The organism is Serratia sp. CY32780 (assembly GCF_052169135.1).
Lineage (GTDB): Bacteria > Pseudomonadota > Gammaproteobacteria > Enterobacterales > Enterobacteriaceae > Serratia > Serratia sarumanii.
In genome coordinates, this window is sequence record NZ_JBJNLI010000001.1 from 702,217 (window position 1) to 721,764 (window position 19,548).

General features: G+C 58.3%; 17 protein-coding genes. 8 read left to right on the top strand and 9 right to left on the bottom strand.

The window, feature by feature from the left end; genetic code table 11:
- Nucleotides 1-36: 36 nt before the first annotated feature.
- The 6 genes from cdd to metG all read right to left on the bottom strand — a co-directional run bounded on the left by cdd (nt 37) and on the right by metG (nt 6,959).
- Entirely contained in the window at nt 37-921 is an 885-nt protein-coding gene (cdd, locus tag ACJ8HH_RS03505) for a cytidine deaminase (RefSeq protein WP_049233460.1), read from the bottom strand.
- Nucleotides 922-1,058: 137 nt separating this feature from the next.
- A complete protein-coding gene (locus tag ACJ8HH_RS03510) occupies nt 1,059-1,754 on the bottom strand; it encodes a CidB/LrgB family autolysis modulator (RefSeq protein ID WP_033646779.1) in 696 nt (231 codons plus the stop codon).
- Complete coding sequence (locus ACJ8HH_RS03515; RefSeq protein ID WP_033654965.1) at nt 1,751-2,158, bottom strand: CidA/LrgA family protein; 408 nt, start codon at nt 2,156-2,158, stop codon at nt 1,751-1,753. Before ACJ8HH_RS03515 ends, ACJ8HH_RS03510 begins: the two co-directional genes overlap by 4 nt.
- Before the next feature lie 138 nt (nt 2,159-2,296).
- Nucleotides 2,297-3,511 (bottom strand): MFS transporter, encoded by a 1,215-nt coding sequence (locus ACJ8HH_RS03520; protein WP_033646776.1) that lies wholly within the window; start codon nt 3,509-3,511, stop codon nt 2,297-2,299.
- A 130-nt stretch (nt 3,512-3,641) separates the two neighbouring features.
- Nucleotides 3,642-4,709 (bottom strand): sugar ABC transporter substrate-binding protein, encoded by a 1,068-nt coding sequence (locus tag ACJ8HH_RS03525; RefSeq protein WP_048321386.1) that lies wholly within the window; start codon nt 4,707-4,709, stop codon nt 3,642-3,644.
- A gap of 222 nt (nt 4,710-4,931) precedes the next feature.
- Nucleotides 4,932-6,959 (bottom strand): methionine--tRNA ligase, encoded by a 2,028-nt coding sequence (gene metG / locus ACJ8HH_RS03530; protein WP_033637732.1) that lies wholly within the window; start codon nt 6,957-6,959, stop codon nt 4,932-4,934.
- 159 nt (nt 6,960-7,118) lie between these two features.
- On the opposite strand from metG, the gene apbC reads away from it, so the two are divergent.
- A complete protein-coding gene (gene apbC, locus ACJ8HH_RS03535) occupies nt 7,119-8,231 on the top strand; it encodes an iron-sulfur cluster carrier protein ApbC (protein ID WP_033646773.1) in 1,113 nt (370 codons plus the stop codon).
- A gap of 45 nt (nt 8,232-8,276) precedes the next feature.
- Here apbC and ACJ8HH_RS03540 read toward each other — a convergent pair whose 3' ends face one another.
- Entirely contained in the window at nt 8,277-8,906 is a 630-nt protein-coding gene (locus ACJ8HH_RS03540) for a phosphatase PAP2 family protein (RefSeq protein ID WP_060451424.1), read from the bottom strand.
- Between the two features lie 232 nt (nt 8,907-9,138).
- Here ACJ8HH_RS03540 and udk point away from each other — a divergent pair, with 232 nt between their 5' ends.
- The 4 genes from udk to dcuC all read left to right on the top strand — a co-directional run bounded on the left by udk (nt 9,139) and on the right by dcuC (nt 13,893).
- Complete coding sequence (udk, locus tag ACJ8HH_RS03545) at nt 9,139-9,780, top strand: uridine kinase (RefSeq protein ID WP_004938922.1); 642 nt, start codon at nt 9,139-9,141, stop codon at nt 9,778-9,780.
- Nucleotides 9,781-9,906: 126 nt separating this feature from the next.
- Entirely contained in the window at nt 9,907-10,488 is a 582-nt protein-coding gene (gene dcd, locus ACJ8HH_RS03550; RefSeq protein ID WP_004938917.1) for a dCTP deaminase, read from the top strand.
- 44 nt (nt 10,489-10,532) lie between these two features.
- Nucleotides 10,533-12,365, top strand: coding sequence for an outer membrane assembly protein AsmA (gene asmA / locus ACJ8HH_RS03555; protein ID WP_060451425.1), 1,833 nt, complete (start codon nt 10,533-10,535; stop codon nt 12,363-12,365).
- A 175-nt stretch (nt 12,366-12,540) separates the two neighbouring features.
- Nucleotides 12,541-13,893, top strand: a complete 1,353-nt coding sequence (gene dcuC / locus ACJ8HH_RS03560) for an anaerobic C4-dicarboxylate transporter DcuC (RefSeq protein WP_033637736.1) — start codon at nt 12,541-12,543, stop codon at nt 13,891-13,893.
- A gap of 31 nt (nt 13,894-13,924) precedes the next feature.
- Here dcuC and ACJ8HH_RS03565 read toward each other — a convergent pair whose 3' ends face one another.
- Nucleotides 13,925-15,508 (bottom strand): TerC family protein, encoded by a 1,584-nt coding sequence (locus ACJ8HH_RS03565; protein ID WP_033646770.1) that lies wholly within the window; start codon nt 15,506-15,508, stop codon nt 13,925-13,927.
- A gap of 609 nt (nt 15,509-16,117) precedes the next feature.
- On the opposite strand from ACJ8HH_RS03565, the gene galU reads away from it, so the two are divergent.
- Nucleotides 16,118-17,014 (top strand): UTP--glucose-1-phosphate uridylyltransferase GalU, encoded by an 897-nt coding sequence (galU, locus tag ACJ8HH_RS03570; protein ID WP_033638708.1) that lies wholly within the window; start codon nt 16,118-16,120, stop codon nt 17,012-17,014.
- Between the two features lie 53 nt (nt 17,015-17,067).
- The gene (locus ACJ8HH_RS03575) at nt 17,068-17,961 is read left to right on the top strand and encodes a UTP--glucose-1-phosphate uridylyltransferase (RefSeq protein ID WP_033637738.1); all 894 of its coding nucleotides are present in this window, start codon (nt 17,068-17,070) and stop codon (nt 17,959-17,961) included.
- A 201-nt stretch (nt 17,962-18,162) separates the two neighbouring features.
- Here ACJ8HH_RS03575 and ACJ8HH_RS03580 read toward each other — a convergent pair whose 3' ends face one another.
- Nucleotides 18,163-18,474 (bottom strand): hypothetical protein, encoded by a 312-nt coding sequence (locus tag ACJ8HH_RS03580; protein ID WP_162062228.1) that lies wholly within the window; start codon nt 18,472-18,474, stop codon nt 18,163-18,165.
- Between ACJ8HH_RS03580 and ACJ8HH_RS03585 the strand changes: the two genes are divergently transcribed.
- Nucleotides 18,410-19,546 carry a polysaccharide export protein gene (locus tag ACJ8HH_RS03585; RefSeq protein ID WP_033637739.1) on the top strand — a complete coding sequence of 379 codons (1,137 nt, stop codon included), beginning with the start codon at nt 18,410-18,412 and terminating at the stop codon, nt 19,544-19,546. The genes ACJ8HH_RS03580 and ACJ8HH_RS03585 overlap by 65 nt on opposite strands.
- Nucleotides 19,547-19,548: the final 2 nt, after the last annotated feature.

Genomic DNA, 19,548 nt, shown 5'->3' on the forward strand with positions numbered 1-19,548 from the left:
TTAGCGGCGGAACCGGATGGCTCCGCCGTTGAGCGCTTAGAACGCGGCGCGGCTGACGTTTTGGCAGCCCAGCGCCGCCAGGGTGACGCGGGTGGCGTCCCATTGGCTGATGATCGCCTCCTGCGGTTCGGCCAGCACGGCGCGGCGGATGTTCAGGCAGTCACCGCCGGAGAGGTTCAGCAGGATCAGCGCGGCCTGCAGCGGCGGCAGGCTCGGGTTGAAGGCGGCGTTTTCCGCATAGCGGCCGGCGTAGATGATGCCGTCCGCCGTTTCCAGCGCCACGCCGCTGTGGGCGTTGCTGTACGGCGCGTGGCTTCGGTTGGCCGCCGCCAGCGCCGCTTGTGCCAGCGCATCGTTCAGCGCCAGCTGATGGCCATGATCGACCTCGTCCATCAGCAGCGAGGCGACATCCAGATCTTTCGGGCCGAAGGCGTCCGGCAGATAGTCCGCCAGCGTGGCCGGCGCGCGGCCCGGCAGACGGATCTGCAGCTCGCCGCCGCTGTTCAGTTCATTCATAAACTGGCGGCAATGGCCGCACGGCGTGTAGTTGACGGTGACCGAGGCCAGCGCTTTTTCGCCGCGCAGCCAGGCGTGCGTTACCGCACTCTGTTCCGCATGCACGGATTGCTGCAGCGGCGCGCCGCTGAATTCCATATTGGCGCCGAAATAGAGGTTGCCGCTTTGCCCGCGCGCGATGGCGCCGACGTGGAAGTGCGATATCGGGGTTAACGAGCAGGCCGCCGCCAGCGGCAGCAGCGCGAATGCCAGCGCATCATCGTCCAGCCCGCAGCCTGTGCGGATCGCCGCCGCTTGCTCGGCCGTGAACATCGCCGGAAAGTCAGGCGCGTCCAGATAGGGCTGCAGGGCGGATTGCAGTGTCGCGGGCAGGGCGCTGAACGCGGTGTGAAAACGCGGGTGCATAGAAAGTCTCTCTACAGGTTAACGGGATAACATTCTAGGCAGGCCAGAGACATTAAAGTGTGATTAATGTCTCTTAATTGATGAAATTAGTGCAATGAGATACATAAATGCGAGATGTATCGCAAGTTTCACCCTGTTCAACTGAACAGGTGCAGCAGCACCGGGAACAGGAACGGTGCCAGCAGCGAGGTGATGATGCCGCAGATCACCAGCGCCAGCGAGCCGAAAGCGCCTTCCTGGTAGTCCATCTCCGCGCAGCGTGCGGTGCCCAGCGCGTGGGACGCGGTGCCCATCGCCAGGCCGCGCGCCGAGTGGGTGGTGATTTTCAACAGGTTGAACAGCGTATGGCCGAACACGGCGCCGAGGATACCGACGAAAATGACGCAGACCGCGCTGATCGCCGGAATGCCGCCGAGCGAGTCCGCGACGGCCATGGCGATCGGCGTAGTGACCGATTTCGGCAGGATAGAGGCGGCGATTTCCGGCGTGGCGCCCAGCCACAGGGCGATGGCGCCGCCGCTGATCATGGCGGTCAGGCTGCCGATGAAGCACACCGCGATAATCGATTTCCAGCGCGCGCGGATCTGGTGCAACTGCTCATACAGCGGGAAGGCCAGCGCGACGACCGCCGGCTGCAGCAGATCGTTGAGGATTTTGCTGCCCAGGAAGTAACGCTCATAGGGGATGCCGGTGAGCAGCAGCAGCGGGATGATCACCGCCATGGAAACCAGCAGCGGGTTGAGCAGCGGCATATTCAGCTTGCGCGCCAGCCAGCGCGCGGCGAAATAGACCGCCAGCGTCAGCGGCAGCGACCACCAGATTTCATGGATCATGAGTTACCCTCCGTGTCGTCGGGTTTGCCGGCGATGCGGCGCTCGCGATGAAAATAATGTGAGGTATAGCCGACCACCACCAGCACCATCAGCGTACTGATCAGGCAAGAGATAACCAGCGGGCCCAGATGCGCGACGATCTGGTCGTAGTATTTCATCACCCCGACGCCGATCGGCACGAACAGCAGCACCATGTAGCGGATCAGCAGATGGCAGCCGGGTTTAACCCATTTGGCCGGCATAATCTGGGTAGAGAGCAGGGCGAACAGCAGCAGCATGCCGAGAATGCTGCCGGGAATGGCGAACGGCAGCAGCGCCGCCAGCGCGTTGCCGACGAACAGACAAAGGTAGATGAGGAGCAGAGCCCTCAGGTATTTCCAGCATAGTGTGAGCACGTTGGCCATTGTCTTTTCCCGTTTAACCGATGCATTCATCATACAATTAAACTGTGAGCCATGCCACAGATCGCGCCATGAATTCTCGCTATGGGCGCCATGCCCGATCGGCGGGTTGACAGCCCGGAATGGCCGCTACGCGCGGATTCAGCGCGCGTCTTCGGCGGTTGCCGCAGCCTGTTCTGCCAGCCGATGGCCAAGGAAGAAAAACAGCAGGCTAAGCAGCGCGCAAACGATCAACATCACGAACATCAACGGCGGCGCGGCATAGCTGAGCAGCATACCGCTCAGAACCGGATTGATGGCGCCGCCCAGCGCGCTGAGGTTTTGCACGCCATAGTAGCTGCCTTTCAGATGCGGCGGCGCGATAAAGTCGATGAACATGTATTCCACCGGAATGACGATGATTTCGCCGAGGGTAAACACCGCCATCGCCACCATCCACAGCCAGACCGCCTGGCCGGCCATCATGAAACCGAGCAGCCCGACGATGAAAAACAGCGTGCCCAGCACCAGCCAGCGCAGCATGTTTTCCTGGCGCATGCCGCGGCTGAGCAAGTATTGCAGGGCGATAACGATGCCGGCGTTGACGATCATTACCAGCCCGATGATTTTGTAGGCGAACTCGGCGCTGGAGACGGTGATCAGGTACTGCGACAGATAGCCGGTGAACTGACCGAACACCACGGCGCCCAGGGTGCTGCCGAGAGTGAAGTAGATAAGCCGCCGATCGCTGCGCAGGATAGTCACCGTCTGGCGGAAGTTGGGGAGCGCCGCCGGTGCGGCGGCGGTTGGCGCCGGGCGCTGTTCCCGGCCGCGCAAGCGCAGGCTCAGCGCCGCCACCGTCGCCAGCGCCAACCCGCCCGACAGATAAAACGGCAGCAGCGGGCTAAGCCCGGCCACCAGCACGCCGAGCGCAGAGCCGATCGCCCAGCCGACGTTGACCAACGTATAGTTGATAGAGAAAGCCTTGATGCGCTGCTCGACCGGCAGCCAGTCGGCGAAGCAGGCCTTGATGGTGATACTCAGCACCGAATAGCAGGTATGCAGGATCGCCAGCACCACGATGACGCCGCCGGGGCGCGGGATCCAGGGAATGGCGAAGAAGCTCAGCGCAAACAAGACAATCGACAGCAGGATCAGGCGGTTTTTGCTGAATTTGTCCACCAGATAGCCGCCGTACAGGCTGGCAAGGATGCCGAGGGTCAGGCTGACGCCCAGGATCACGCCCACGCTCTTCGGCAGCAGATGGAAATGCTCGGTGAGGTAGATGGTGATGAACGGCAGCGTCACGCCGCGGCCGATGGTCAACACCAGCGAACTGGCCAGCAGTACGTTGATCAGCGAGGGGAATCCCTTCATTCGAAGCCTGTTTATGCATACAGTTATGGGCGATGCAGATAACATAGCGTATTTTGGCGAGGACGGAAGGGGAAAGCCGATAATTAGGTTAAAAACAGAGGCTGCGTCGCCAGCCTCGTCAAAAACAGCACTATTTACCGTGTTCGGCCTGCAGCGTGGCGAACCACGGCTGGACGAAATCGCTGCTGCTGCCCCAGCCGGGGATGATCTTCGCCAGCCCGGCGACGTTGACCGGCCCCGGCTGCGCCAGCAGCAGCGCTTGCGGAATGACCGTCGCTTTGAACTGATAGCTGTCCGGCGTGCTTTCCCCGGCGATCTTGTTGGCCACCAGGCGCAGGTTGACTGCGCCGATAAGCTTCGGATCCACCGCCACGCTGACCTGCCACGGGCTGCCGGCCTCGCGCATCAACTGCAAGTCCTGGTTGGAGATATCGATGCTGTACAGCTTGATTTCGGTGCGGTCGTTCTCTTTCAGCGCCTTGTAAGCGCCCTGGGTGAAGGCATCCCAGGTGCCCCAGATGGCGTCAATCTTGCCTTTCGGGTATTTCGCCAGCACCGCGCCTACCTTGTTGGCAGTATCGCCCTGCACGTCGGAGGAGACCGCGCCGATCGATTCCAGCTCGTGAATGCCCGGATGCTGTTTCAGCAGCTGCTGATAGGCGGCCTGGCGGCGTTCCATCGGCGGGAAGCCGGCTACCCAGAGTTTGATGATGTTGGCCTGGCCGTTGAAATCCTTCACCAACTGGCCTAAGGAGGCGTTGGCCAGTGAAGCGTCGTCCTGCTGTGAGACGGTGACGCCGGGAACGCTGCCGCTGACGTCGGTATCGAAAGCCGCGACGGCGATGCCGGCCGCCGCGATGCGTTTGACCAGCTCGGTGGAATAGGGGGCTCGCCCCTGCGAGAGAATGATGCCGTCATATTTCTGGCTGATAGCCTGGTTGACGAAGTCCTGGAAGCGCGCGTCGTCGCCGTTGCTGAGGAAGGTGTCCACTTTGAAGCCCAGCTTGCGCCCTTCCTGAATGGCACCCGCCAAAAATTGCGTGGTGTTGTCGTCGGAGCCGAGATTGCGGATCACCGCGATGCGCACCGGCCCCTGATGCTGAGCGATGGCGGCCGGCACGGCGGCGGTTTCCGCCGCCTGCAGCGGCAGGGCGGCCAGCAGGCAGAGGGCGAGCAGCGAAGTCTTGAGGTTTTTCATTATTATAGGCTCCAAAAAAGCAGGTTAACGATCCCGGTGAAGGTCTGTTATAGCAGTCTTTCTATCTGGACGTCTATTTGTTGTTGCTGAGCATCATAGCGGGATGCGGCGGGCGAGGGAATCAGAGCGGTTATGACGTTTTCTTACTGTTTATAACGTTGGGTTTGAGGCATTAAAAAAGGGCCGAGCAAGCTCGACCCTTGATGTAACGCGCCGGCGCGGTTACTTGACCTGCATGCCTGGCTGCGCGCCGCTGTCCGGGCTCAGCAGGAAGATCTCTTTCCCGCCGGGGCCTGCCGCCATCACCATGCCTTCCGAAACGCCGAAGCGCATTTTGCGCGGCGCCAGGTTGGCGACCATGATGGTCAGGCGGCCTTCCAGCGCTTTCGGATCCGGGTAGGCGGAGCGAATGCCGGAGAAGATCTGGCGCGATTCGCCACCCAGATCCAACTGCAGCTTCAGCAGTTTGTCGGAGCCTTCGACAAAGTCGGCGCTCTTGATCAGGGCGATGCGCATGTCCACCTTGGCGAAGTCGTCAAAGGTGATGGTTTCCTGAATAGGATCATCGGCCAATGGACCGGTCACCGGCTTGGCTGCGGCCATGTCTTCTTTCGAGGCGTTGACCATCTCGCTGACCTTGTCCAGATCGATGCGGTTGAACAGCGCTTTGAATGCGTTCACCTGGTGGCCCAGCAGCGGCTGCGGGATTGCGTCCCAGCTCAGCTCGGCGTTGAGGAACGCTTCGGCGCGTTCGGTCAGCGAAGGCAGCACCGGCTTCAGGTAAGTCATCAGCACGCGGAACAGGTTGATGCCCATCGAGCAGATGGCCTGCAGATCGGCGTCGCGGCCTTCTTCCTTCGCCACCACCCAAGGTGCCTGCTCATCCACGTAGCGGTTGGCCAGATCGGCCAGCGCCATGATTTCACGGATCGCGCGGCTGAACTCACGGCCGGCGTAAGCTTCGGCGATGCTCTGCGCCGCGTCAACGAAGGTCTGGTACAGCGCCGGATCGGCCAGGCTGTCGGCCAGCTTGCCGCCGAAGCGCTTGTTGATAAAGCCGGCGTTGCGCGACGCCAGGTTCACCACCTTGTTGACGATATCGGCGTTTACGCGCTGCACGAAGTCTTCCAGATTGAGATCGATGTCATCAATGCGTGAAGAGAGCTTGGCGGCGTAGTAATAGCGCAGGCAGTCGGCGTCCAGATGCTGCAGGTAGGTGCCGGCCTTGATGAAGGTGCCGCGCGACTTGGACATTTTGGCGCCGTTCACCGTCACGTAGCCGTGCACGAACAGGTTGGTCGGTTTGCGGAAGTTGCTGCCTTCCAGCATCGCCGGCCAGAACAGGCTGTGGAAGTAGACGATGTCCTTGCCGATAAAGTGATACAGCTCGGTGGTGGAGTCTTTGCGCCAGAACTCGTCGAAGTCCAGATCGCCGCGCTTGTCGCACAGGTTCTTGAAGGAGCCCATGTAGCCGATCGGCGCGTCCAGCCAGACGTAGAAGTATTTGCCCGGCGCATCCGGGATCTCGAAGCCGAAGTAAGGCGCATCGCGGGAGATGTCCCACTGCTGCAGGCCGGATTCGAACCACTCCTGCATCTTGTTCGCCACTTGCTCTTGCAGCGCGCCGGAGCGCGTCCACGCCTGCAGCATTTCGCTGAAGGCCGGCAGGTCGAAGAAGAAGTGCTCGGAGTCGCGCATCACCGGTGTCGCGCCGGAAACCACGGACTTCGGATCGATCAGTTCCGTCGGGCTGTAGGTGGCGCCGCACACTTCGCAGTTATCGCCGTACTGATCCGGCGATTTGCATTTCGGGCAGGTGCCTTTCACGAAACGATCCGGCAGGAACATGCCTTTCTCCGGATCGTACAGCTGAGAAATGGTGCGGTTCTTGATAAAACCGTTTTCTTTCAGGCGGCTGTAAATCAGGGTGGACAGCTCGCGGTTTTCATCGCTATGGGTCGAATGGTAGTTGTCATAGCTGATGCCAAAGCCGGCGAAATCCTGTTGGTGCTCCTGGCTCATCTCCGCGATCATTTCTTCCGGTTTCACGCCCAGCTGCTGCGCTTTCAGCATGATCGGCGTGCCGTGCGCGTCGTCCGCGCAGATGAAATGCACTTCGTGGCCGCGCATTCGTTGGTAACGCACCCAGATATCCGCCTGGATGTGCTCGAGCATGTGGCCGAGATGGATGGAACCATTTGCGTACGGTAGCGCGCACGTCACCAATAATTTTTTCGCGACTTGAGCCATAGTGAGAACTTGCTTTCTGTAATGAATAAAAGGGCCTTCGATGTTAACCGATCGCGCCCTTCGCTGCTAGGGCGGTTTCTTGCAGGTTATATGCGTCAGCGGCAGCGCAGTTCTGATATGCTTAGCCGGAAGCTACCCATTCAAAATCAAGGAGCCGGGATGAACGCAAAATCCCCTGAGCAGACCAACCCCGAAGTTCTGCGCGCCCTGGTGACCGGTGTACTGGCCGCCTTTGAACACCCGACGTTGAAAAACAACCTGACCGCATTGAAGGCCATTCATCACTGCGCGTTGCTGGACGATGTGCTGCATATCGAACTGACGATGCCGTTTGCCTGGCAGAGCGGTTTTGAGGCGCTGCAGGCGAGCGTCGGCCCCGAATTGCTGCGCGTGACCGGCGCTTCCGCCATCGACTGGAAGCTGAAACACGACATCACGACGCTGAAACGCGCCAACGGCCAGGCCGGCATCAAAGGCGTGCGCAACATCGTCGCCGTCAGCTCCGGCAAAGGTGGGGTGGGCAAATCCAGCACCGCCGTCAACCTGGCGCTGGCGCTGGCCGCCGAGGGTGCCAAGGTCGGCATTCTGGACGCCGACATTTACGGCCCGTCGATCCCCAACATGCTGGGCACCGAACATGAGCGGCCGACTTCGCCGGACGGTCAGCACATGGCGCCAATCATGGCGCACGGCCTGGCGACCAACTCCATCGGCTATCTGGTGACCGACGACAACGCCATGGTGTGGCGCGGCCCGATGGCCAGCAAGGCGCTGATGCAGCTGCTGCAGGATACGCTGTGGCCGGATCTGGATTATCTGGTGCTGGATATGCCGCCGGGCACCGGCGACATCCAGCTGACGCTGTCGCAGAACATTCCGGTAACCGGCGCGCTGGTGGTCACCACGCCGCAGGATATCGCCTTGCTGGATGCCGCCAAGGGCATCGTGATGTTCGAGAAAGTGCATGTGCCGGTGCTGGGCATCGTGGAGAACATGAGCGTGCATATCTGCAGCAACTGCGGCCACCATGAGCCGATCTTCGGCACCGGCGGCGCCGAGAAGCTGGTGCAGAAATACCACAGCCGTCTGCTGGGGCAGATGCCGCTGCATATTTCGCTGCGCGAAGACCTGGATCGCGGTACGCCGACGGTGATCAGCCGCCCGGACAGCGAATTCGCCGAGATGTATCGTCAACTGGCCGGCCGCGTGGCCGCGCAGATGTATTGGCAGGGCGAGGCGATCCCGACGGAGATCGCGTTCCGCGCGCTGTAATCTGCCTATCGCACTGCAAGAACCCGGCTCAAGCGCCGGGTTTTTTTATGGGATGCGGGTGGGGTTGTGCAAATCTGCCCGGGTATAAGGGCGTTCGATCTGCGCCAGCGTTTTGGCGATATGCTCCAGCAATCCCTGGGTGGGGGCCGGCTGCCGCTGCCCCATCAGCGCCAAGGGCAAGGCCAGCGCGATGGCGAAGTGCGGCCAGGAGAGATGCGGGCGCGCTTTGTTCCGTTGCAGCCGCAGGAACAGTGCGCTGGCCAGGTAGCCTAAAATCAGCCCGCTGATCACCTCTGATACCGAGTGCACGCGAATTTCCAGCCGCGACACGCCGATGGTAAAAGGCAATATCCACCCGGTCAGCAAAGCGATGCTGCGTATCGGGTGGGAAAATCGGCCGCTCAACGTCCAGAGCAGTGGCGGCCAGATGCTGGCCGCGAGGGCTGAATGGCCGCTGAATCCGGTGAAATCAAAGCGCTCGCTGCCGATGCCCCAGCCCATAAAGGCCAGTTTGGACAGGCAGACCACCCCGCCGGTGAATCCGAAGATCAGCGCCCACTGCCAACCCGCCGCGCGGGTGGCGGGAGACATGAGCAGCAATAAAAACAGAATCAGCGCGCAGGGCAGCAACAACATGCTGTCGCCGAAAAAAGTCAGAAAATACCAATCCAGCACATCAATCTCCGATGAAAGGGGGGCGGGGAGCAAAAGTCAGCGCCGGGGAGTGTAACCCGTTACGGCGCGTTGCCCTAGCCGCGAGATTCTTAAAATGCCGCGTGCCCGTGGCGTGGCAGCCCGAATTCGCCCGCCGCCGCGCAATATACAGTGGCGCAATCCCCGGCGACTCCCTATAATTGTCGCGTTTTAGTTCCCCCCCTTCACAATACGAAATCAGGTCTTTAATTTTATGACTGACAATCCGCATCAGTGCGTCATTATTGGTATAGCTGGCGCATCTGCCTCCGGAAAAAGCCTTATCGCCAGCACGTTGTACCGCGAACTCCGCGAGCAGGTCGGCGATGAGCACATCGGCGTTATTCCAGAAGACAGTTACTATAAAGACCAGACTCACCTGACCATGGAAGAACGGGTCAAAACCAACTATGACCACCCGAGCGCCATGGATCACAACCTGCTGTTCCAGCATCTGCAAATGCTGAAAGCCGGCAAGGCGATCGAGCTGCCGCTGTACAGCTACACCGAACACACGCGCAAGAAAGAAACCGTCCATCTCGAACCTAAAAAAGTGATTATTCTGGAAGGGATCTTGCTGCTGACGGATATCCGCCTGCGCCAGGAGATGAACTTCTCGATCTTTGTCGACACGCCGCTCGATATTTGCCTGATGCGCCGCATGAAGCGCGACGTCAATGAGCGCGGCCGCTCGATGGATTCGGTGATGGCGCAATACCAGAAAACCGTGCGCCCGATGTTCCTGCAGTTTATCGAACCTTCCAAACAATACGCCGATATCATTGTCCCGCGCGGCGGCAAAAACCGCATCGCGATCGATATTCTGAAAGCCAAAATCAGCCAATTCTTTGAATAATGCCGCTTACATGGCCGGAAATGCGCATTTCCGGCCGGCGGCCAACTATTTGCACCCCGACGTAGACCTTTCGCCCGTTGTGTGGCAATTTTTGTTTAGTTACGCGTTTTGATGGAGAAGAAAGACATGAGACTGTGCGACCGCGATATAGAAGCCTGGCTGGATAGCGAGAAACTGGTGATTTCCCCGCGCCCGCCGCTCGAACGCATCAACGGGGCCACAGTAGATGTCCGTTTGGGCAATCAGTTCCGCGTGTTCCGCGGCCATACCGCGCCTTTTATCGATCTTAGCGGGCCGAAAGATGAAGTCAGCGCCGCGCTGGATCGCGTGATGAGCGACGAGATTGTCCTGCCGGAAGGCGAGGCGTTCTTCCTTCATCCCGGCGAACTGGCCCTGGCGGTGACGTTCGAATCCGTGACGCTGCCGAACGATCTCGTGGGCTGGCTCGACGGCCGTTCTTCTCTGGCGCGTCTGGGGCTGATGGTGCACGTGACCGCGCACCGTATCGATCCGGGCTGGCACGGGCGCATCGTGCTGGAGTTTTACAACTCCGGCAAGCTGCCGCTGGCGCTGCGGCCGGGGATGCTGATTGGCGCCTTGAGCTTTGAGCCGTTGTCCGGCCCGGCGGCCCGGCCATACAACAGCCGGCAGGACGCAAAATATCGCGATCAGCAGGGCGCAGTAGCCAGTCGAATCGACAAGGACTAACGGCGCGGGATGCACCGTCGGTGTGGCGCTGACAAGAGGGTGGCATGAGAAGATTACTGACGACATTGGCGATTTTACTGGTGGTCGTGGTGGCGGGGATGTCCGCGCTGGTACTGCTGGTCAATCCGAATGATTTTCGCGGTTACATGGTCAAAAAGGTCGAGCAGAAGAGCGGCTACCAGCTGACGCTCGAAGGCGACCTGCGTTGGCATATCTGGCCGCAGCTCAGCATTTTGGCCGGGCGCATGACGCTGACCGCGCCGGGCGCCAAGGCGCCGGTGGTGAGCGCGGAAAACATGCGCCTTGACGTCAAACTGTTGCCGCTGCTGTCGCATCAGCTGTTTGTGAAACAGGTGATGTTGAAAAACGCCGTCATTCGCCTCACCCCCGACAGTGAAGAGCACTCGCAAGTGGACGCCCCGATTGCGCCGGCCGGCAGCGGAGCTGATGCGGCAGACGCGGCCTGGAAATTCGATATCGATAACCTGCGCGTCGTGGACAGCCTGTTGATTTGGCAGCGCGCCGACAACGAGCAAATCAATGTCCGGGACATCAATCTTACCCTGCAGCAAACGGAGAAACGGCAGGCGCGGCTGGACATCTCCAGCCGGGTCAACCGCGATCAGCGCGACCTGGCCTTCAGCATGGCGGCCGATATCGATCTGCAGCAGTTCCCGCACCAGATCGGTGCCAAGGTGACCCAGTTCAATTACCAATTGACGGGGGCAGATATTCCGAACGGCGGTATTCAAGGCGAGGGCAATGCTCAGGTGGTCTATCAGCAGACGCCGGCGCAGATTGCCGTCAGCCAGCTGAACGTCAGTGCCAATAACAGCCAGTTGACCGGCGATATCAGCGCCAGCCTGGGGGCGGTGCCCGGCTATGTGGTGAACCTGAATTCGGCTAATCTCGATCTCGACGCGCTTTCCGGTTGGCAATCCAGCACCAATACCGCCGAGCAGCCTGCCGTGACCGCCGCGCCGGTGATCGCCAGCCAGGTTGACGATCGGCAGCAGAACCTGGAAGCGCTGCGCGATTTCAATGCACAGCTGAATCTGCAGGCGGCGCAGTTGACCTACCGCGGTATGAACGTTACCCAGTTAGCCGTCGCGGCGGATAATCAACGCGGCCTGCTGACGCTGCATAAACTTGCCGGGCGATTGGCCGGCGGCGATTTCTCCTTGCCGGGATCGCTCGATGCTCGCGGCAATAAACCGGTGATAAACGTGCAGCCGACCCTGAACCAGGTTGAGCTCGGCACGGTGCTCAAAGCCTTCGACATGCCGCAGATGCTGACCGGCAAATTCAGCATGAAAGGAGATTTGACCGGCGATCGCCTTTCTTCACAGTCATTTGAGCACCGTTGGCGCGGTACGGCGCAGTTGGCAATGCAGGATGCGCAGTTGCACGGCCTGAACATTCAGCAATTGATCCAACAGGCGGTGGCGCGCAACGATAACAGCGTGCGCGGGCAAGACAGCTATCAGCGCTATACCGAAGTCAAAAGCGTCTCGGCGCGGGCCAGCCTGAGCCAGGGCACTGTCAAGCTCAGCAGCCTGACGGCGGATTCGCCTTTGCTGGCGCTGACCGGCGCCGGCAGTATCGATATGCCGGGAAAACAGTGCGATATGGCGCTTAACGTGCGCGTCACAGGCGGCTGGCAAGGGCGCGGCGAACTGATCGAGCAACTGCAAAAAACGCCGATCCCGCTGCGGGTTTACGGGCCGTGGCAACGGCTGAATTACCAACTGCAGGTCGATCAGGTGCTGCGCAAAACGCTGCAGGATCGGGCTAAAGATGCGCTGAACAAATGGGCTGAAAAGAACAAGGATTCGCGCGAAGGCCAGGATCTGAAAAAGCTGCTCGACAAACTGTAATCCCTCCTGACGCGGGCCGTTTTACGGCTCGCGTCAATATCGGCGTTTCCCGCGATAATTTCCCTCCGTTACCTTGATGAAGGTCATGAAGACTCACGCTCGATTTGTGCAGAGTAAGAGCATATTTTGCTATGACTATGCGCCTGAGCGCGAAAACATAACGAGTTGAGGAAACATGATAGAGCTTCTTATTGGCGCGGCGGTGGCGGCGGGCGTGGGCCGTTACATCATCAAAGGATATTCCGCCACCGGTGTCTTGATGGTGGGCGGGTTACTGCTGCTTGGCATCAGCGCCCTGATGGGGAAAACGCTGTTGCCGTCCGGCGCCGCGTCTACCGGCTGGCGCGCGACCGATATTATCGAATACGTCAAGATCTTGCTGATGAGCCGCGGCGGCGATCTGGGCATGATGATCATGATGCTGTGCGGTTTCGCCGCCTACATGACGCATATCGGCGCCAACGACGTGGTCGTCAAGCTGGCCTCGCGCCCGTTGCAGATGATCAACTCGCCTTATCTGCTGATGGTGGCGGCCTATTTTGTCGCTTGCCTGATGTCATTGGCGGTCTCTTCCGCCACTGGTCTCGGCGTATTGCTGATGGCGACGCTGTTCCCATTGATGGTGAACGTTGGCATCAGCCGCGGGGCGGCGGCGGCCATTTGCGCTTCGCCGGCGGCGATTATCCTGGCGCCGACCTCCGGCGACGTGGTGCTGGCGGCCAAGGCGGCGGAGATGCCGCTGGTGGACTTCGCGTTCAAAACCACGCTGCCTATCTCGATTGCCGCCATCGTCTGCATGGCCGTGGCGCACTTTTTCTGGCAGCGTTATCTCGACAGGAAGAGTGATGAACAGCATCACATCGTGGACGTCAGCGAAATCAAAACGCATGCACCGGGGTTCTACGCGATACTGCCGTTTACGCCGATCCTCGGCGTGCTGATCTTCGACGGCAAATGGGGGCCGGAGCTGCACATCATTACCGTGCTGGTAGGGTGCATACTGTTGGCGGCCGCGATCGAGTTCGTGCGCAGCTTCAGCGCCAAACAGGTATTCAGCGGCCTGGAAGTGGCGTATCGCGGCATGGCGGACGCATTCGCCAGCGTAGTGATGCTGTTGGTGGCCGCGGGCGTCTTCGCGCAGGGGTTGAGCACCGTCGGCTTTATCAGCGGATTGATCGGGTTGGCGCAGTCGTTCGGCACCGGCGGTTTGATCATGATGCTGGTGTTGGTGGTGATTACCATGCTGGCGGCCATGACCACCGGCTCCGGCAATGCGCCGTTCTATGCGTTTGTCGAACTGATCCCGAAACTGGCGGCGCAGATGGGCGTGAATCCGGCCTACCTGGTGATCCCGATGCTGCAGGCGTCTAATCTCGGCCGTACGCTGTCGCCGGTCTCCGGTGTGGTGGTGGCGGTCTCCGGGATGGCGAAAATCTCGCCGTTCGACGTGGTGAAGCGCACTTCGGTGCCGGTGATTGTCGGGCTGGTGGTGGTGATCGTGGCGACGGAGCTGCTGGTTCCCCAGTAACACAAAGGCCGGGCAATGCCCGGCCTCAATGTTAAACCTCGTAGTCCTCCGCTGGGAGAGGCGGGGTGATCTTCACTTTAAGGATGCGGTGGCTGTTGACCTCCAACGGCTCGAACAGGTAGTCACCGATCCTGATTTGTTCGCCTTCTTGCGGCACGCGCTGGCTGTGTTCCATCAATAGCCCCGCCAGCGTGTGGTATTCGCGCTTTTCTTCCAGCGGCATCGGCAAGTACAACACCAGATCTTCCAGCGGCATATAGCCGTTGGCGATCCAGCTGCCGTCCTCGTTTTGCTGAATGTCGTGGCGTGCGTCCACCTCTTCGCCGGCCTCCGGCAGGTTGCCGGCGATGGTTTCCATCACGTCCGTCAGGGTGACGACGCCTTCGACGGAGCCGAACTCATCGACCACAAAGGCAAAGTGCGTCTGCGCCTGGCGGAATTGTTCCAGGGCGCTTAACAGCGTGAGCTGTTCCGGGAAGATCAACGGTTGGCGTATCAGCGCACGCAGATCCAGCGGCGCCTGCGCCAGCTGCTGTTTGAGGACGTCGATGGTGTGGATCACGCCCAGCGGCTCATCGCTGGCGCTGCTTTCCACCACCACGATACGCGTGTGCTGATTACGCTCCAGCAACTGCGTCAGCTTTTCCTGCGGATCGTTCAGCTCAAGGTATTCGACGTCGTGACGCGAGGTCATGATGCTGCTGACGGTGCGCTGCGCCATGCCCAGCACGCGTTCGATCATGCGCCGCTCTTGCTGGTTGAAGATCTCGCCGTTTTCGCTGTCGCTGTCCGCCAGTAGGTTGGCGGAATGGCTGTCGACCTCCGCTTCTTCATGTTTGCCGCTCAGCATGCGCAGCACAGCCTCGGCGGTACGTTCGCGCAGTGGCCGCACCTTTGACAGGAAACGACGGCGGTTGAACTGCGCCAGTTGGTTCAATGCCTCGATCATTACCGAGAAGCCGATCGCCGCGTAGAGATAGCCTTTCGGAATGTGGTAGCCGAAGCCCTCCGCCACCAGGCTGAAACCGATCATCAGCAGGAAGCTCAGGCACAGGATAACAATAGTCGGGTGAGCGTTGACGAAACGCGTCAGCGGCTTGCTGGCCAGCAGCATCAGGCCGATGGCGATACAGACCGCGATCATCATCACCGCCAGGTGATCGACCATCCCAACGGCGGTGATCACCGAGTCGAGCGAGAAAACGGCGTCCAGCACCACGATCTGCGCCACCACGGGCCAGAAACGCGCGCCTTTGCGTGCGCCGTGCTGCTCTTCATCCTTACCTTCCAGCCGCTCGTTCAGCTCCATGGTGGCCTTGAACAGCAGGAATATCCCGCCGACCAGCATGATCAGATCGCGGCCGCTGAAGGGGTGCTCCGCAACGATGAACATCGGTTTGGTCAGCGTCGCCAGCCACGAGATGGAGGCGAGCAGCGCCAGACGCATGACCAGCGCCAGCAACAGACCGACGACACGGGCCTTATCTCTTTGTTGTTTTGGTAGTTTGTCCGCCAGAATGGCGATGAAGACAAGGTTGTCTATACCCAGCACGATTTCCAGCACGACCAACGTGGCCAGGCCGGCCCAAATTGTTGGATCAGCGATCCATTCCATACGCCCAATTTCACCTGTAAGTTCTACGGCTTATGCCGCTCGGGAATGATGGGCGTTGAGGCGGCAAAATTCAACTTTAATCGGGAGGACGTGGATCAGAATAGGAGGATTGCCGCAAACATCGATCGGCGCCGAGTGGCCAAAGGAGCCAGGGGCCGGAGGGCGCAAATATCTACCGGGATGTATGCGCTCAGAAAAGAAACGCCTTATTAAATTTATTTAAATCAAAACATTAAAACAATTTTCCTTGACTATGATTCTTATCGGTATAAGGCATGAGTAGTCTTATTCTGAAAACGGCTGGCTGGGGGGATCTAAGGCTTGTATCACTTAGACATTAGTATAAGAATCTTAGTCATATAACGGCAGTAACTAGCATTGTTTGGTTATAAAGGCACCGGTTTTTTTACTTTTTTGTGAACGGCATGGCAGTTCAAACGAAGAATGAGAGCCGTTTTGCATAAAAATTGTTTGGCTCATGCAATGACGTGGTGGATACGTCATAACAGTACTTTGGTAGCTGCAAGCCAAGGGCGGTAGCGTGCCCGATTGAATCCCTTTGTTCACGCTGCGCAGGTGAATGCAGCGCTACGATGAATTGGAATGAAAATGCAAACAAGACTCAAGGCAGTGATCCCCGTTGCGGGGTTGGGAACCCGTATGTTGCCGGCGACCAAGGCGATTCCTAAAGAAATGTTGCCCGTGGTCGATAAGCCCTTAATCCAGTACATTGTTGCTGAATGCGTGGCGGCGGGGATTAAAGATATCGTATTGGTTACGCACTCATCGAAAAACGCGATTGAAAACCATTTTGACACTTCGTTTGAGTTGGAGGCCATGCTCGAAGCGCGTGTGAAACGCCAGCTCCTGAGTGAAGTGCAAAGTATTTGCCCGCCGGACGTTACCGTGATGCAGGTGCGTCAGGGACAGGCGAAAGGGTTGGGGCATGCGGTGCTGTGCGCCAAGCCAATGGTGGGTGATTCTCCTTTCGTTGTGCTGTTGCCCGATGTTTTATTGGATGATTCTACGGCGGATTTGCGTAAGGAAAATCTGGCTAAAATGATCCAGCGTTTTGGTGATACGGGTTACAGCCAAATCATGGTTGAACCGGTGCCGGAACAAGATGTGTCCAAATACGGTGTGGTAGATTGCGCTGGCGCGACGATCGCGGCAGGAGAAAGCGCGCCGATGACTGCGGTGGTTGAGAAGCCGGCCCGCGAGGATGCGCCTTCCAATCTGGCCGTCGTCGGCCGATATGTGCTTGCCGCCGATATTTGGCCGTTACTTGAGAAAACCCCTCCCGGCGCGGGCGATGAGATTCAACTGACCGATGCGATTGCGATGTTGATGGATGAGCAAACGGTGGAAGCATTCCATATGAGCGGCAAGTCCCACGATTGCGGCGACAAGTTTGGCTATATGAAGGCGTTTGTGCAGTATGGTCTGCGTCACGGTACGGAAGGTGAGAATTTCAGCCGCTGGTTGAAGCAGACGTTAGGAAAGTAACAGGTTGTCGCCACCGCGGCTGAAAGCGATCACGAGATTGAATGAGGTCTACCATGACGAAGTTGAAAGCGGTTATTCCCGTTGCCGGATTGGGCATGCGTATGCTGCCGGCGACCAAAGCGATTCCGAAAGAGATGTTGCCAATCGTTGATAAGCCGTTGATTCAATACATTGTCAACGAATGCGTCGCGGCGGGGATTAAAGAGATCATCCTGGTGACGCATTCTTCCAAGAACGCCATTGAAAACCATTTCGATACCTCATTCGAGCTGGAGGCGATGTTGGAGGCGCGCGTGAAACGGCAATTGCTGGATGAGGTGCAGTCGATAACGCCAAAAGGCGTGACGCTGATGCACATTCGCCAAGGGCAGCCTAAAGGACTGGGGCATGCCGTTCTCTGCGCTAAGCCGTTGGTCGGTGATTCTCCTTTTGTCGTGCTGTTGCCGGACATCTTGCTGGATGACGCGAAAGCCGATTTGAAGAAAGACAACCTGCCACACATGATTGCGCGCTTTGAGCAGACCGGTCTGAGCCAGGTTTTGGTGCAAAAGGCAGACGAACACGTACTGCACGATTATTCCGTGGTGGAGTGTGAGGCCAGCAGCCTGGCTCCTGGCGAAAGTGCTCGTATCACATCAATTATCGAAAAACCGGCGCCGGAAACCAAGTTGGAATCCAACTACTCGGCGGTGGGGCGCTATGTCTTGTCTGCAGATATTTGGCCGCTGCTGGAGACCACGGAACCGGGAGCCTGGGGGCGCATTCAACTGACCGATGCGATAGCAGAATTGTTGAAACGCAAACCGGTAGAGGCGACAGAGCTGGTGGGGGAATCGTTCAACTGCGGCGAAAAACTGGGTTACCTGCGCGCTTTTGTCACTTATGGCTTGCGTCACCCGACCCAAGGCAAAGCGTTCCGCGAGTGGGCTGAACGGCTGTCGCTTTGAGTAAAACTTATCGCTTCTCTCGATGAGGGCCGTTGCCATCATGGCGGGAGTAGCTAGAATAGTTGTTGAATTTTGGGGAATTTCACTGTTCCAATTTTTATTTTAGTATACATTCTACTGCGAGTAGCCAAGTTGCTATGGCGAGAGAATTTTATGCGTATGGCCGTCTGATTCTGACAAGTCGCTGTTATTTTTAAAAAATTAAAGCTTTAAACTTGCCTCCGCACTGATTTTTACCGGTGCCGGGCATTTCAGTTTATTTACCTCGCTCATAATAGCTTTGCTCTTATCAACGGCAGATAAACGTTCTTGATAATTGCAAACAGAGCTCATGTTTTGAGACGGCACAGCAAGCGACAGACAGTTTGATAAGGTTACAGAGACGCTGCCACGGTTGGCGCGCATAGTAGCTTTGCAGATACATTTACCTGAAAGTGATGATAATTTGATGGCAAAACGACAATTGAAAGTGATATCGCTATTGATATCGATCAGCGTAATCAGTGGATGCACCGTGTTTCCTGGAACCCATTTATCGACCAGCGGAAAAGAAGTCGTAAAACAAGAAGATGCTGACTTCGATATCGATAAGATGGTTAACATTTACCCGATGACACCGAAGTTGTTGGACTCGATGCGTCCGACAAAGGTGGTTGCTCAGCCGAATGCGCAGTTGGACGCATCGCTACGCACGTATGAATACCGGATCGGGGTAGGTGACGTCCTTAATGTCACCGTTTGGGACCATCCAGAATTGACCACGCCTGCGGGCCAATACCGCAGCGCCAGCGACACAGGCAACTGGGTACACTCCGACGGCACGATTTTCTATCCTTATATCGGTAAGGTTAACGTGGTGGGTAAAACCGTTACCCAAATTCGCGATCAGATCGCCTCCCGTTTGGCTCAGTACATCGAAAGCCCGCAGGTTGACGTTAATATCGCCGCTTTCCGCTCGCAAAAAGCTTACGTGACGGGCGAAGTTACCAAATCCGGGCAGCAGCCTATCACCAACGTACCTTTGACGGTGATGGATGCGATCAACGCCGCCGGCGGGCTGACGGAGAATGCCGACTGGCGCAACATCATCCTGACCCACAACGGCAAAGAACAGCGTCTTTCATTGCAGCAATTGATGCAGAATGGGGATTTGACTCAGAACCATCTGCTCTATCCTGGGGATATTCTGTATATTCCGCGCAACGACGATCTTAAAGTGTTCGTCATGGGTGAAGTTAAAACCCCATCGACGCTAAAAATGGATCGCAGCGGCATGACGCTGACGGAAGCGCTGGGCAATTCTCAGGGGATAAGCCAAGCTGCGGCAGATGCGACCGGTGTCTTCGTTATCCGCCCACTGCACGGAACACAGGGCGACAAACTGGCTAATATTTATCAGCTCAACATGTCCGATGCGACAGCATTGGTGATGGGGGCTGAATTCCATCTGCAACCGTATGACATTGTTTACGTGACGGCAGCGCCTATCGCGCGTTGGAACCGCCTGATCGTTCAGCTGGCACCAACCATCGATAGCTTCAACAATCTCACGGAAGGCTCACTGCGTATCCGTAATTGGCCGTAGTA